The organism is Spirillospora sp. NPDC046719, from assembly GCF_040645715.1.
Taxonomy (GTDB): Bacteria; Actinomycetota; Actinomycetes; order Streptosporangiales; family Streptosporangiaceae; genus Spirillospora.
Genome location: NZ_JBEYYT010000242.1, coordinates 1 through 14,078, shown reverse-complemented (window position 1 = coordinate 14,078; position 14,078 = coordinate 1). Strand labels below are relative to the sequence as shown.

Sequence of the window (14,078 nt, the reverse complement as noted above, 5' to 3'; positions counted from 1 at the left end):
GGACTCGTTGACGACCTTTCTGGTCGCCCACGTCGGCCAGGCCGACGCGCTGCTGATGGAGTCCCGGCAGGCCGTCGGGCTCGTCGCCGCGGTGCTCGCCGCGATGCTCGCGGGCCAGCTCGGCTGGCACGGCACCGACAGGATCCTCGCCCGCCGCGAACGCGCCGACGACTAGCGCGGCCCCCGGCGCGCCTTCGGCGTGCGCGCTCAGCGCAGCTCAGCGCAGCTTGGCGCGCAGCGCCTTCGACGCCTCCGGCCAGTCGTCGTCGGTCATCGCGTAGACGGCGGTGTCGCGGATCGACCCGTCCGCGCGGACCCGGTGCTTGCGGTGGATCCCCTCGAACGACGCGCCGAGACGCTCGATCGCCGCACGCGACCGCTCGTTGCGGACGTGCGTGTGCCAGCCGACCCGGATCGCCCCCAGGTCGTCGAAGGCCCGCTGGAGCAGCAGCAGCTTCGACTCGGTGTTGAACCCCGTCCGCTGCCAGCGCGCCCCCAGCCAGGTGTGCCCGATGCACAGCCCCCGGTCGTGCGGCGCGATCTCGTAGTACGAGGTGCTCCCGGCGACCTCCCCGGTCGCCACGTCGACCTGCGCGAACGGCAGCCGCAGCCTGCGCTCGCACCCCGCCAGCGCCTTCTCGACCCAGGCGCGCATGGCCTCCGCGGTCTCCGGCCGGCGCTCGTTCTTCCACGTCCAGATCGACGGCTCCTTCGACGCCTCGAACAGCCCGTCCACATGGTCGAGGGAAAGAGGCTCAAGACGCACGTAACGCCCGGTCAGGACCGGGCGGGCAAACCACTCGTCGCTCATGGCGTCCACGCTATGAGGGGCCGCTGAGCGTCCGGCAGGGCCACTTCACGGCGATTTCCGCGAGCCACTCGCCGCCCCCGGGGCGGCTACCATGGGGTTTCGACGCGACTGGCGCGGTCAAGGTGGATCACCACCGGGGAGCGAACGACAGTCCGGACACCGCGCGCCTGGGTGGACGGGACCTCGAGCCGGGCTCGGTCCCTGGCGAGACACCGCGGAGGCATGCATGACCGCACAGATTCTGGACGGCAAGGCCCTGGCCGCCGAGATCCGCTCCGACCTCAAGCGCCGCGTCGAGGCGCTCCGCGACCGCGGCGTGTCCGTCGGCCTCGGCACCGTCCTGGTCGGCGACGACCCGGGCAGCCGCTCCTACGTGAACATGAAGCACCGCGACTGCGCCGAGGTCGGCATCGAGAGCATCCGCCGCGACCTGCCCGAGACCGCGTCCCAGGCCGACGTCGAGCGGGCCGTCGCCGAGCTCAACGCCGACCCCGCCTGCACCGGCTACATCGTCCAGCTCCCCCTTCCCAAGGGCCTGGACGAGCAGCGGGTGCTGGAGCTGATCGACCCCGCGAAGGACGCCGACGGCCTGCACCCGACCAACCTCGGGCGGCTCGTCCTGATGCAGCCCGGCCCGCTGCCCTGCACCCCGAAGGGCATCATCGAGCTGCTCCGCCACTACGACGTCCCGCTCAAGGGCGCCGAGGTCACCGTCGTCGGCCGCGGCATCACCGTCGGCCGGTCCCTCGGGCTGCTGCTGACCCGCCGCAGCGAGAACGCCACCGTCACCCTCTGCCACACCGCCACCCGCGACCTCGCCGCGCACACCCGCGCCGCCGACATCGTCGTGGCCGCCGCCGGCGTGCCCGGCCTGATCACCGCCGGCATGGTCAAGCCCGGCGCCGCCGTCCTCGACGTCGGCGTCTCCCGCGTCGACGGCAAGCTGACCGGGGACGTCGCCGCCGACGTCCGCGACGTCGCCGGCTGGGTCGCCCCGAACCCCGGCGGCGTCGGCCCGATGACCCGCGCGATGCTCCTGCAGAACGTCGTCGAGGCCGCCGAGCAGGCCGCCTGACCGGTCCCGGACATGCGTGAGGGCCGCCACCGACACCCACGGTGGCGGCCCCTCCGCATCACCCGGTTACTCCCGGACGGAGCCGCGCCGTCACTTGCGCGGCCCCGCTCGGGCGGGTCTGGCGATCGCCCTCATTGCGCTGCCATCGAGGGCGACCGCACGCTCGGCCCGGCCGGTCCGGCACCTCAGCTGGCCCGGCGGCCCGCCGTGGTGTGCGCGGTGCGCGCCGGACCCGGATGGCCGGGCGCGTGTCCCGGCGCCCCCGGCCTGCGCGCCTCCGCCGGGCCCCGCATCCCCGGCGGGCGCCCGTCGATCGGAGGGCGGCCCTGCTGGGGGACGTGCACCGGCGGCAGCGGCCGGACGAGTCCCATCGCGATGACCTCGTTGGCCAGCCGGGTGCGCCGGTTGGCCCCCTCCGGGATCCGGAACTTCTGGTAGAGCCGCAGCAGGTGCTGCTTCACCGCGGCCTCGGTCACGACCAGCTCTCCCGCGATGTCCCGCGCCGTGGCGGGGGCCACGAACGCCTCGTCGGACAGGGCGGGACGGCACAGCGCGGTCAGCACGTCGACCTCGCGGCGGGTGAGCTCGGGGGCCACGGCGCGCCGCAGCTCGACGTCCGGGTCGACCTCCTCACGGGGGATGCCCCCCATCCGGCAGCGCGCCGTGCCGAAGCTCACGACGTCACCGTCCTCCAGCACACGGCGGGCGATCGGCCGGCCGTTGACACGGGTCCCGTTGCGGGACAGGCCCATGTCGACGACGTAGACGTACGGGCCGCGCCGCACGATCTCGGCGTGCAAACGGGACACACTCGGGTCGTCGAGGCGGATGTCGACTCCTCTCCCTCTCCCGACCGTCGTTACGTCGGGGCGCAGCGGCACCACCAGCCCGCTGTCCTCGATCCGCATGAACGGCCCCTCCACGGCAGTCCTCCCAGCTAGTTAGCGACCCCTGTCTGCCGGGTTACCCGGGCGGACCCCCGTCACACCCTCCTACTGGCGAGTAGCACCGATGGCGCAAGGCATTCGGGGCTCTTCGCCACCAGCCGGACCGGGTGCGATTCCGTCGCCGGAGCACAAGTCCGGCCGCCGATCCGGAGGAACGATCACCGGACCCCTCACCCGGCTCAGCACGACCCGCCCCGCCGCCCCGCGATGTCGTGCCACGCGCCGATCGGCATTACCGTTGACCCATGAGCACGCAGGTGCACCGGCGCCGGCGCAAGGCGCCGCGCGGCAAGAGCGCCGCCCCCCAGTGGCTCGCGCGGCTGCCGTACCTCATCGTGCTCAGCGGCGTCGGCGGCGGCCTCGCCCTCTGCGCCCTCAACTACTTCCGCAAGGGCTCCGGCCTGATGGCCGCCGCGCTGCTGTTCGGCGCGCTCGCGCGGCTCCTGCTGCCGGAGTCCCAGCTCGGCCTGCTCGCCGTCCGCAGCCGCCCGATCGACTGCTGGACGCTCGTCATCCTCGGCGAGATGGTCGCGTTCGTCGCGCTCAGCATCCCCCCGATGAACAAGACCGGCCTCATCGGGGCCGGCGCGTTCGGCGTGCTGATCGCCCTGGTCATGGCGGCCCGCGGAGTGCGGCTGCTGCTCCTCCGGCGCCGGGACGGTTCGCCCGGCTAACGATATATCCGCAGGTCGCCAGGGGTGCGACCACCCTCGCCAGGAGCCCAGGTCTAGACCGCACCCGGGCCTCGGCTAGCCTTGCCAGTTGAGCCTTACAAGGACTGCTGGCCAGGTGTAGGAAAGGGACAGCAACAGCATGCCCAAGATCAAAGTAGCGGGCCCGGTCGTCGAACTCGACGGCGACGAAATGACGCGGATCATCTGGAAATTCATCAAGGACCAGCTGATCCTGCCCTACCTCGACGTCGACCTGAGGTACTACGACCTGGGGATCGAGCACCGTGACGCCACGGACGACCAGGTCACCATCGACGCCGCGAACGCCATCGCCGAGCACGGCGTCGGCGTCAAGTGCGCCACCATCACCCCCGACGAGGCGCGCGTCGAAGAGTTCGGCCTGAAGAAGATGTGGCGTTCCCCCAATGGAACGATCCGCAACATCCTCGGCGGCGTGATCTTCCGTGAGCCCATCGTGGTGTCGAACATCCCGCGCCTGGTGCCCGGCTGGACGAAGCCGATCATCATCGGCCGCCACGCCCACGGCGACCAGTACAAGGCGACCGACTTCGTGGTCCCCGGCCCCGGCAAGGTGACGATCACCTACACGCCCGACAACGAGGGCGAGCCGATGGAGTTCGAGATCGCCTCCTTCCCGGGCGGCGGCGTCGCCATGGGCATGTACAACTTCGACGACTCGATCCGCGACTTCGCCCGGACGAGCATGCGGTACGCGCTGAGCCGCGAGATGCCGCTGTACATGTCGACGAAGAACACGATCCTCAAGGCCTACGACGGCCGGTTCAAGGACCTCTTCCAGGAGATCTACGAGACCGAGTTCAAGGCCGAGTTCGAGGCCAAGGGCCTCACCTACGAGCACCGGCTCATCGACGACATGGTCGCCGCCGCGCTCAAGTGGGAGGGCGGCTTCGTCTGGGCCGCCAAGAACTACGACGGCGACGTGCAGTCCGACACCCTCGCGCAGGGCTTCGGCTCGCTCGGCCTCATGACCTCCGTCCTCATGACGCCCGACGGCAAGACCGTCGAGGCCGAGGCCGCGCACGGCACGGTGACCCGGCACTTCCGGCAGCACCAGCAGGGCAAGCCGACGTCGACCAACCCCATCGCGTCGATCTTCGCCTGGACCCGTGGCCTCGAGCACCGCGGCAAGCTCGACGGCCAGCCCGAGGTCATCGACTTCGCGCGCAAGCTGGAGGCCGTCTGCGTCGAGACCGTCGAGTCCGGCCAGATGACCAAGGATCTGGCTCTGTTGGTCGGTGGCGACACCCCCTGGCTGACCACGCAGGGCTTCCTGGAGGCGCTCGACACCAACCTCCAGAAGAAGATCAACGCCTGATCCCGTCGCTCTTCGGTTCGCGAGGCCGTCCCGGTTCGTCCGGGGCGGCCTTTTGCGTCTCGTGGACCGGTGCGGGTGTGAACCATGCCGGGGCGGGCACCTGGCGCATGACGGGCGGGCCGCGCGCGATAGCCTGACGTCGGAAATATCTCGACGGCGAGAGAACCCGTGCGGCGGACCGGTTCCTTGGGTGCTCTTCGGCGGTCGGGTTCGAAGGATGGCCGCCTGAGCCCCGTCAGGTCACAGCAGGAGAAGGACGCATGACGCGCACCCCAGTCAATGTCACCGTTACCGGCGCCGCGGGCCAGATCGGCTACGCGCTGCTGTTCCGCATCGCCTCCGGGCACCTGCTCGGCGCGGACGTACCCGTCCGCCTGCGGCTGCTGGAGATCCCGCAGGCGGTGAAGGCCGCCGAGGGCACCGCGATGGAGCTGGACGACTGCGCGTTCCCGCTGCTGAGCGGCATCGACATCTTCGACGACGCGACCAAGGCGTTCGAGGGGACGAACGTGGCGCTGCTGGTCGGCGCCCGCCCGCGCACGAAGGGCATGGAGCGCGGCGACCTGCTGGAGGCCAACGGCGGCATCTTCAAGCCGCAGGGCGAGGCGATCAACGCCGGCGCCGCCGACGACGTCAAGGTGCTGGTGGTCGGCAACCCGGCCAACACCAACGCGCTGATCGCGCAGCAGCACGCGCCGGACGTCCCGGCCGAGCGGTTCACCGCGATGACCCGCCTGGACCACAACCGCGCCCTCGCGCAGCTGTCGAAGAAGGCGGGCGTGTCCGTTGCCGACATCAAGAAGATGACGATCTGGGGCAACCACTCCGCCACCCAGTACCCGGACGTGTTCCACGCGGAGATCGGCGGCAAGAACGCGGCCGAGACCGTGAACGACCAGGCGTGGCTGGAGAACGACTTCATCCCGACCGTCGCCAAGCGCGGCGCCGCGATCATCGAGGCGCGCGGCGCGTCGTCGGCGGCGTCGGCGGCGTCCGCGGCGATCGACCACGTGCACACCTGGGTGAACGGCACCGCCGACGGCGACTGGACGTCGATGGCGGTCGTGTCGGACGGCTCCTACGGCGTGCCGGAGGGCCTGATCTCCTCGTTCCCGGTCACCACCAAGGACGGCAAGTGGGAGATCGTCCAGGGCCTGGAGATCGACGACTTCTCCCGCGCGCGGATCGACGCGTCGGTGAACGAGCTGGCGGAGGAGCGCGACGCCGTCCGCAAGCTCGGCCTGATCTGACCGGCCGCTTGATCTGACCGGCCCGTACCCGTACGGCCTACGCGCGAGCCCCGGACCTTCGCGGTCCGGGGCTCGTTCGCGTCGTAATTCCCGCGAACCTGTCGGCAGCGGTCGTTAGGGTGTGATCGCGTTCGAAGGCGACGGGGAGGGACGCGGGTGGCGGATCGGGCTTTCCAGGTGGATCTGCGCGGGGTGGTGGATCTGCTCAGCCGCCATCTGTACGCGAGCCCGCGGGTGTACCTGCGGGAACTGCTGCAGAACGCGGTGGACGCGATCACGGCGCGGGGCGGTGGCGGCGGCCGGGTGGTGATCGAGACCGGCGGCGGGGCGCTGCGGGTGCACGACGACGGCGTGGGGCTGACGGCGGACGAGGTGCACACGCTGCTGGCCACGATCGGCCGGTCGTCGAAGCGGGACGAGCTGGGGTTCGCGCGGCACGACTTCCTCGGCCAGTTCGGCATCGGGCTGCTGTCGGGGTTCCTGGTGGCGGACGAGATCGAGGTGGTGTCGCGGTCCGCGAAGGGCGGCGACGCGGTCCGGTGGACGGGCCGGTCGGAGGGCAGCTACCGGGTCGAGCCGGGGGAGCGCGACGAGCCGGGCACGACGGTGACGCTGCGGGCGCGGCCGGGGTCGGCGGAGCTGCTGAGCGCGCCGGTGGTGGCGGAGCTGGCCCGCACCTACGGGTCGCTGCTCCCGATCGAGCTGGTCGTGGACGGTGTCGCGGTCACGGGGGAGGGCCCGCCGTGGCGGGCGTCCTACCGCGATCCGGCGGCGCGGCGGCGCGCGCTGGAGCGGTACTGCGAGGAGCTGTACGGGTTCACGCCGTTCGACGTGGTGGACCTGGAGGTGGCGGAGGCGGGGCTGACCGGGGTCGCGTTCGTCCTGCCGGAGCCGGTGTCGCCGACGGCCCGCGGCGCGCACCGCGTGTACCTGAAGCGGATGCTGCTGGCGGAGAGCGTGCAGGGGCTGCTGCCGGAGTGGGCGTTCTTCGTCCGGTGCGTGGTGGACGCGGGGGAGCTGCGGCCGACGGCGAGCCGGGAGGCGCTGTTCGAGGACGAGCTGCTGGAGTCGGCGCGGCAGGGCCTCGGTGAGGTGCTGCGGCAGTGGCTGGTGCGGCTGGCGGAGACCGATCCGTCGCGGCTGCGCGCGTTCCTGCGGCTGCACCAGCTCGGCGTGAAGGCGATGGCGCTGCACGACGACGACATGCTGCGGATCGTCGACCGGTGGATGGAGTACGAGACGTCGGCGGGCCCGATGACGCTGCACGAGTTCCGGCGGCGGCATCCGGACGGCCGGTTCACCGGGAGCGTGGAGGAGTTCCGGCGGCTGTCGGCGGTGGCGGGCGCGCAGGGCGTCGGCCTCGTCAACGGCGGCTACGTGCACGACACGGAGATCATCGAGCGGCTGCCGGACCTCGATCCGGACGTCCGGCTGTCCCGGCTGGACGCGTCCGAGCTGGCGACGGCGTTCGGGCTGCTGGATCCGGCGGCGGAGCTGGCGCTGCGGCCGTTCCTGGCGGCGGCGCAGCGGGCCGTGGAGCGGCTTGGCTGCGAGGTGGTCGTCCGCGACTTCGATCCGGCGTCGCTGCCGGCGCTGTACTTGACCAGCCGGGACGCGCAGTTCCGGGAGGAGCTGTCGCGGGCGCGGGAGGAGGCTGGCGAGCTCTGGGCGGACGTGCTCGGCGCGGTGGGCGCGTCGGCGGGGGTGGAGCGCCCGCAGCTGGTGCTGAACTACCGCAATCCGCTGACGCGGCGTGTTACGGCGCTCGGCGCGGACGGGCCGGTGGAGCCGGCCGTGCAGGCGCTGTACGGGCAGGCGCTGCTGCTCGGGCACCATCCGCTGCGTCCCGCGGACACGGCGGTGCTGAACCGTTCGTTCATCGGCCTGCTGGAGTGGGCCGTCCACCCTCCGGAGGCGGGCCAGTGAGCATCGACGACGTGTACGCGCTGATGACGCGGGCGGGGGAGCTTCCGTACGGGGAGGCGCGGACCGTCCTGGTGGAGGACGCGCTGCGCCGCGCGGAGGAGGCCGGCGACGAGGTGCTGGCGTTCCGGGTGCGGGTCCGGCTGACCGACGCGTACCAGTTCGGCGGCGAGCCGGCGAAGGCGTTCGCGACGTTCGGGCGGACGCTGGCCGAGCACGACCGCGATCCCGGCCGGTTCGACGAGCCGCTGGTGCTGCTGTGGCAGATGAAGGCGGTGGTGAGCTCCCTGACGAAGTTCCCGGAGATCCCCCTCGACCGGACGCGGGCGGTGCTGGACGACATGGAGCGCCGCTACCGGGCGGGCGGCCACAGCCTCCAGGCGGTGTACCGGCGGCGGCACATCGTGGCGCGGCATCTCGGGGATCCGTCGGCGGACGACTGGTTCGCCAAGTGGCGGGCGGCGCAGCGGGACCAGCTGTCGGACTGCGAGGGCTGCGACCCGACCGGCATGGTGGCGCATCTCGCGGACGCCGGGCGGTACGAGGAGGCGGCGGAGATCGCGGCGCCGGTGCTGGCGTCCGAGCTGTCGTGCAAGGAGCAGCCGCAGGGCATCCAGACGGCGATGCTGCCGGTGTACCTGCGGACGGGCCGTCCCGAGGCGGCGGCCGACGCGCACCGCCGGGCGTACCGGGCGCACCGCCGGCAGGTCGCCGATCTCGGCGACATCGCCGATCATCTGGAGTTCTGCGTGCTGACCGGGAACGACGCGCGCGGGCTGGAGATCGTGCAGCGGCATCTCGGGTGGCTGGACCGGGCGCCGCACGCGCACGCGGAGATGATGTTCGCCGCGGCGGCGGCCGCGGTGCTGGGGCGGGTCGCGGCGTCGGGGCGGGACGCGGTGACGGTCCGCCGTCCGGCGTCGGGCGGCCGGCCGGCGGCGGACGTGCCGGTGGCGGAGCTGCGCGCCGAGCTGGAGGGCCGCGCGACGGATCTCGCGGCCCGGTTCGACGCCCGCAACGGCACGTCCCACCAGGGCGGCAAGGTGCGGGCGCTGCTGGCGGCCGAGCCGGTGTTCGGGTTCGTCCCGCTGGCCGCGCATCACCGCCGCCCGGCACCGGCTCCGGCTCCTGCCCGGGCGCCGGAGCCCGAGGCCGGGGACGGCGACATCGAGTCCATCGACGACCTCGACGAGCTCCTCGCGATCGGCGACGCGCGCCGGACCCGCCGCGACATGGTGCGCACCCTGGCCGCGTGGCGGCGTTTCGACGCGCTCGCCGAGGCGGCCGCGCCGACCCCGCTGCAGATCGCCCGGCGGCTGGACGGCCGGGGCGTTGAGCGGGCGATGGACGGCGACCGCGAGGGCGCGGTCGCGTGCTGGGCGGAGGCGGCCGGGCGGTTCGCGGAGCTGGGCGAGGAGGGGCTGCGGCACCGGGTGCTGAGCCGGCTCGGGGCGCTGAGGTTCGATCTGGGCGACGAGAGCGGTCTGGCCGACATGATTGCGGCGGCCGATCATTTCGCCGCGCATCCGGAGGAGGACGGTGCCGCGACGGCGGCGCTGTTCCGGCTCGCCGGCGCCCACCTGGACCGCGACCGTCCCGACGAGGCGCTCGCCACGCTGGACCGGGCCGTCCCGGACGACGCCCCCGACCGGGCCGGTGAGCTGTGGTTCCTGCGGGGCCGCGCGCTGCTGGCGGCCGGCGACGAGGACGGCGCGGTCGCGGCGCTGCGCCGGTCCCTCTCCGAGACCCGCGCGTCGGACGAACCCGACACGGTGGCGTCGCCCGCGCTGCTGCTCGCCCAGACCCTCGTCCGGCGGCCCCCGGCGGAGGACGGCACCGCCCCGGCGGACGGCGGCGCCGGTGCGGCGGAGGAGACGTTCGCGCTGCTCGACGAGGCGATCGGCGCGCTGCGGGAGCCGTCGCCGATGCGGGCGATGGCGCACACCGAGCGGGGGCTCGCGCTGCTGTCGGCGGGGCGCGCGGCGGACGCGGTCGCCGATCTCGCCGAGGCGGTCGCGGCGTGGACGGCCGAGGGCCTGCACGAGCAGGCCGTCCACGTGCGCGTGGACCTCGCGGCCGGGTACCTGGAGACCGGGCGGCACCTGGAGGCGGCGGAGGCCGCCGAGGAGGCGCTGCCGGGGCTCGACGAGGGCACCGCGCGGCGCTGCCGGCTGATCCTGGCGCACGCGCAGAAGGGGATGGGCGAGGAGGACGGGGCCGAGACGTTCGCGTCCCTCGCCGCGGACGCCGCGAAGGACGGCGAGCCCGGCGCCGCCGCGCATTTCCTGGAGGAGGCGGCCGAGATCCTGACGAACCTGGACAAGGACGCCATGGCCGCCGAGCGTTTCGCGGAGGCCGCCGACGCCCACGCCGGGGCGGGCGACCGGCAGGGCGCCGTCCGGGCGCGCCGCCGCGCGGCGATGTGCCTGCTGTGGAGCGGTGAGCCGGAGCGGGCCGTCGCGACGGTGGAGGCGGCCCGCGCCGCCCTGGAGGCCCTGCCGGACGGCCCGCCCCGCACCTGGGAGACCGCGCTCGTGTCCTACGACCAGGCGCGCATCCTCGCGCAGACCGGGCGTCCGGCGGACGCGGAGCCGCACGCGTCCGCCGCGGTGGACGGCTTCCGGTCGCTGGACGAGACCGGTCCCGCCGACCAGGCCGCCGCCCTCCTCGCCGACATCAGGTCGGCGCTCCAGGAGTGACGCGCCAGGCCCGCCGGATGACCCAGGCCCGGCGGATGGGCCGGGCCGGACGGCGGGCCCAGGCCGGGCCGCCACGGCTCGGGCGGCGGGGTCAGGCCAGGCGGCGGGCCCCGGCGGACGGGACGGCGTCGAGGAACTCCGGTGCCGTCCAGCCGCGCTTGGCGTAGGCCGCCGCGATGGCGTCCCGCACCCGGTCGGCGCGGTCGGACGCGGTGAGCACGATCACCGACCCGCCGAACCCGCCGCCGATCATGCGGCCGCCGCGGGCGCCCGCGCGCAGCGCCGCGTCGACGGCCGCGTCCGCCTCCGGCCAGGAGATCTCGAACTGGTCGCGCAGCGACAGGTGCGAGGCGTTCAGCATCGCGCCGAGCTCGGCGACGGCGCCGGCGCGCAGCAGCCCGACGGACGCCTCGACGCGGTGGTTCTCGGTGACGACGTGCTGGACGCGGCGCCGCAGCACCGGGTCGCGGAGCCGGCCGAGCGCGCCCGCGAGGTCCTTGACGTCGCGGAGCGCGTCGACGCCGAGCAGGGCGGCGGCCTCCTCGCATTCGGCGCGCCGCCGCCCGTAGTCGCCGCCGGTGAGGGCGTGGGAGGCGCGGGTGTCGACGGCGAGGAGCGTCAGCCCGGCCCGCGACGGGTCGAACGGGACCTGCGCGGACAGGCCGCTGCGGCAGTCGAGCATCAGCGCGTGGCCGGGCGTGGCGAGCAGCGACGCGGACTGGTCCATCAGCCCGCACGGCATGCCGACCTGCTCGTTCTCGGCGCGCTGCGCGAGCCGCGCCAGCTCAGGCCGGTCGATCTCGACGCCGTGCAGGTCGCAGAGGGCGAGCGCGGTCGCGCATTCCAGCGCGGCCGACGACGACAGGCCCGCGCCCTGCGGCAGGTCCGAGTCGATCAGCAGGGACGCGCCGCCGGTGCCGTGCTCGCGCAGCACCCGTGCCATGCCGACGGGGTACGCGGCCCAGGCCCGCTCGGCCGGCCAGCCCTCCGAGACGACCGTTCCGCCGTCGACGGGCGCGGTGACGGTGCCGTCCGCCTGCCGGGAGCGGACCTCGACCAGCCCGTCGTCGCGGCGCGCGGCGGCCACCGACACGCCCCGCGACAGCGCGAACGGCAGGACGAGGCCGTCGTTGTAGTCGGTGTGCTCGCCGATCAGGTTGATCCGGCCGGGCGCGTGCCAGACGCCCTCGGCGGGCCGCCCGAACGCCGCGCGGAACGCGGAGCCGAGATCGGTCATCGCGAGCGCAGGAAGGTCCAGGCGTCCGAGACCATGGCGCGAAGGTCCCGCTCCGGCTTCCAGCCGAGCTGCGACTGGATCTTGTCGGAGGACGCGATCAGCACCGCCGGGTCGCCGGGGCGGCGCGGGTGGACCTCCGCCGGGATGTCGCGGCCGGTGACCTCGCGGCACACCTCGATGACCTCGCGGACGGAGTTGCCGGTGCCGCTGCCCAGGTTGAAGATCTGGTGGGCGCCGGGCTCGCAGCCGTCCAGCGCGAGCAGGTGGGCGCGGCCGAGGTCGGCGACGTGGATGTAGTCGCGAACGCAGGTCCCGTCGGCGGTCGGGTAGTCCTCGCCGAACATCTTCACCGCCTCGCCCTGCCCGAGCGCGACCTTCAGCACGTTCGGGATCAGGTGGGTCTCCACGGTGTGCCGCTCGCCCTGTGTGCCGTAGGCGCCCGCGACGTTGAAGTAGCGCAGCGAGACGCCGCCGATGCCGTGCAGCCGCGCGTACTCGGCGAGCGTGGTGTCGATCGCCAGCTTGGACGCGCCGTACGGGTTGGTGGGCCGGGTCGGGTCGGTCTCCAGGATCGGCGTCGACTCGGGCTCGCCGTAGCAGGCGGCGGTCGAGGAGAACACGATCTTCGCGACCCCGGCGGTCCGCATCGCCTCCAGCAGCGCCAGCGACTCGCCGAGGTTCTTGTCCCAGTACAGGCCCGGCTTCTCGACGGACTCGCCGACCAGCGACTTCGCCGCGAAGTGCAGCACGGCGTCGAACCCGGCGCCGCCCAGCACCTCGGCGGCGGCGCCGCGCAGCGTGCCGCGCACCAGCCGCGCTCCGGCGGGGACGGCGTCCTCGTGCCCGGTGGACAGGTCGTCCAGGACGACGACCTCGTGGCCCGCCTCCAGCAGCAGTGCGGAGACGACGCTGCCGATGTAGCCGGCGCCTCCGGTGACGAGCAGCTTCACGTACGGACCTCCTGGGAAGACGACTGGACGGCGGGGTGCCGTCCAGGCTATCCGCAACCCCGCCCCCGGAGATCCCGAACCGCGAGGGCGGCCGTCCGCAGCGCCAGGGCGGACGTCCGGACCGCGAGGGCGGCCGTCCGCGGGTGCGGAGGCGGCTATCCGGGGCGCGGACGGGGAAGGCTGATCCCATGGACCGGACGCCCGGCGGCGAGCAGGCGGCCGCTCCGGCGGCGTTCCGGCCGCCGGGCCGGCTCGCGCGGCCGCTGGTGTGGCTGCTGTCCACCTCGACGGACCTGGTGGTGCGGCTCGCGGGCGGCGACCCGAACGCGCTCCGCGAGGAGCTGACCGCGGAGCGCATGCGCGCCCTCGTGGCGGAGAACACGCAGATCGCCGCCGACGAGCGGGCGCTGATCGAGGAGGTGTTCGCGGCGGGGGAGCGGCCGCTGCGGGAGGTGCTCGTCCCCCGCACCGAGGTGGTGTTCCTGGACGCGGCCATGCCGCTGGCGGCGGCGGCGCGGGCCGCGGCGGGCAGCCCGCACTCCCGGTTCCCCGTGTGCCGCGGCTCCCACGACGAGGTGATCGGGTTCGTCCACATCCGGGACCTGCTCGTCCCCGAGGACCGGGACGGCGCCGCGCCCGTGGGGTCGCTGGTGCGGCCGGTGAAGTTCCTGCCGGCCTCGCAGCGGGTCCTGCCGGTGCTGTCGGAGATGCGGCGGGAGGGCTGCCACCTGGCGATCGTGATGGACGAGTACGGCGGCGTCGCGGGGATCGTCACCCTCGAGGACCTGATGGAGGAGCTGATCGGGGACATCCGCGACGAATATGATGTGCAGGACGCGCAGGCACGGCGCCTGCACGGCGGCGTGGTCGAGGTCGACGGCCTGCTCAACCTGGACGACTTCGCCGCCGAGACCGGCCTCCGGTTGCCGGACGGGCCGTACGAGACGGTCGCCGGGCACATCATGGCGGTGCTCGGCCGCGTGCCCGCCGAGGGCGACTCGGTCCCGGCCGCGGACCGGGAGCTGCGGGTGGCCCGGATGGAGGGCCGGCGGGTGGCCCGCGTGCGCGTCACGCCGCGGGCGGCGTCCCAGGCGGTACAGCAGGCGGCCCGGCCGGCGGCGCGGTGGTCAGCGCAGCCGGCGGTGCGGTCCGCGG

The 14,078-nt window shown here is 74.0% G+C and carries 11 protein-coding genes and 1 riboswitch; of the genes, 7 read left to right on the top strand and 4 right to left on the bottom strand.

What is annotated here, in order from left to right:
* Positions 1 to 217: 217 nt before the first annotated feature.
* Complete coding sequence (locus tag ABZ914_RS32250; protein ID WP_500197848.1) at positions 218 to 811, bottom strand: GNAT family N-acetyltransferase; 594 nt, start codon at positions 809 to 811, stop codon at positions 218 to 220.
* Between the two features lie 94 nt (positions 812 to 905).
* Positions 906 to 991: riboswitch (ZMP/ZTP riboswitch) on the top strand.
* A 46-nt stretch (positions 992 to 1,037) separates the two neighbouring features.
* Here ABZ914_RS32250 and ABZ914_RS32245 point away from each other — a divergent pair.
* Positions 1,038 to 1,886 carry a bifunctional methylenetetrahydrofolate dehydrogenase/methenyltetrahydrofolate cyclohydrolase gene (locus tag ABZ914_RS32245; RefSeq protein ID WP_433141809.1) on the top strand — a complete coding sequence of 283 codons (849 nt, stop codon included), beginning with the start codon at positions 1,038 to 1,040 and terminating at the stop codon, positions 1,884 to 1,886.
* 185 nt (positions 1,887 to 2,071) lie between these two features.
* Here the strand turns inward: ABZ914_RS32245 and ABZ914_RS32240 are convergent, their stop codons facing one another.
* Positions 2,072 to 2,809, bottom strand: coding sequence for an FHA domain-containing protein (locus ABZ914_RS32240; protein ID WP_190868510.1), 738 nt, complete (start codon positions 2,807 to 2,809; stop codon positions 2,072 to 2,074).
* 269 nt (positions 2,810 to 3,078) lie between these two features.
* Here ABZ914_RS32240 and ABZ914_RS32235 point away from each other — a divergent pair, with 269 nt between their 5' ends.
* From ABZ914_RS32235 to ABZ914_RS32215, 5 genes are all read left to right on the top strand, one after another.
* Positions 3,079 to 3,507 (top strand): DUF3017 domain-containing protein, encoded by a 429-nt coding sequence (locus ABZ914_RS32235; RefSeq protein WP_190868509.1) that lies wholly within the window; start codon positions 3,079 to 3,081, stop codon positions 3,505 to 3,507.
* Between the two features lie 139 nt (positions 3,508 to 3,646).
* Complete coding sequence (locus ABZ914_RS32230) at positions 3,647 to 4,864, top strand: NADP-dependent isocitrate dehydrogenase (protein WP_190868508.1); 1,218 nt, start codon at positions 3,647 to 3,649, stop codon at positions 4,862 to 4,864.
* A gap of 260 nt (positions 4,865 to 5,124) precedes the next feature.
* Positions 5,125 to 6,114, top strand: coding sequence for a malate dehydrogenase (locus ABZ914_RS32225; protein ID WP_500197845.1), 990 nt, complete (start codon positions 5,125 to 5,127; stop codon positions 6,112 to 6,114).
* Positions 6,115 to 6,270: 156 nt separating this feature from the next.
* Positions 6,271 to 8,040 carry an HSP90 family protein gene (locus ABZ914_RS32220; protein WP_500197843.1) on the top strand — a complete coding sequence of 590 codons (1,770 nt, stop codon included), beginning with the start codon at positions 6,271 to 6,273 and terminating at the stop codon, positions 8,038 to 8,040.
* Positions 8,037 to 10,736 carry a hypothetical protein gene (locus ABZ914_RS32215; protein WP_500197840.1) on the top strand — a complete coding sequence of 900 codons (2,700 nt, stop codon included), beginning with the start codon at positions 8,037 to 8,039 and terminating at the stop codon, positions 10,734 to 10,736. Before ABZ914_RS32220 ends, ABZ914_RS32215 begins: the two co-directional genes overlap by 4 nt.
* A 91-nt stretch (positions 10,737 to 10,827) precedes the next feature.
* Here ABZ914_RS32215 and galK read toward each other — a convergent pair whose 3' ends face one another.
* Both galK and galE read right to left on the bottom strand, forming a co-directional pair.
* A complete protein-coding gene (gene galK, locus ABZ914_RS32210) occupies positions 10,828 to 11,973 on the bottom strand; it encodes a galactokinase (protein ID WP_500197839.1) in 1,146 nt (381 codons plus the stop codon).
* Entirely contained in the window at positions 11,970 to 12,923 is a 954-nt protein-coding gene (gene galE, locus ABZ914_RS32205) for a UDP-glucose 4-epimerase GalE (protein ID WP_190868503.1), read from the bottom strand. The genes galK and galE overlap by 4 nt, the downstream gene beginning before the upstream one ends.
* A 188-nt stretch (positions 12,924 to 13,111) precedes the next feature.
* Between galE and ABZ914_RS32200 the strand changes: the two genes are divergently transcribed.
* On the top strand, positions 13,112 to 14,078 hold a 967-nt coding region (locus ABZ914_RS32200), incomplete at its 3' end, for a hemolysin family protein (protein WP_500197836.1).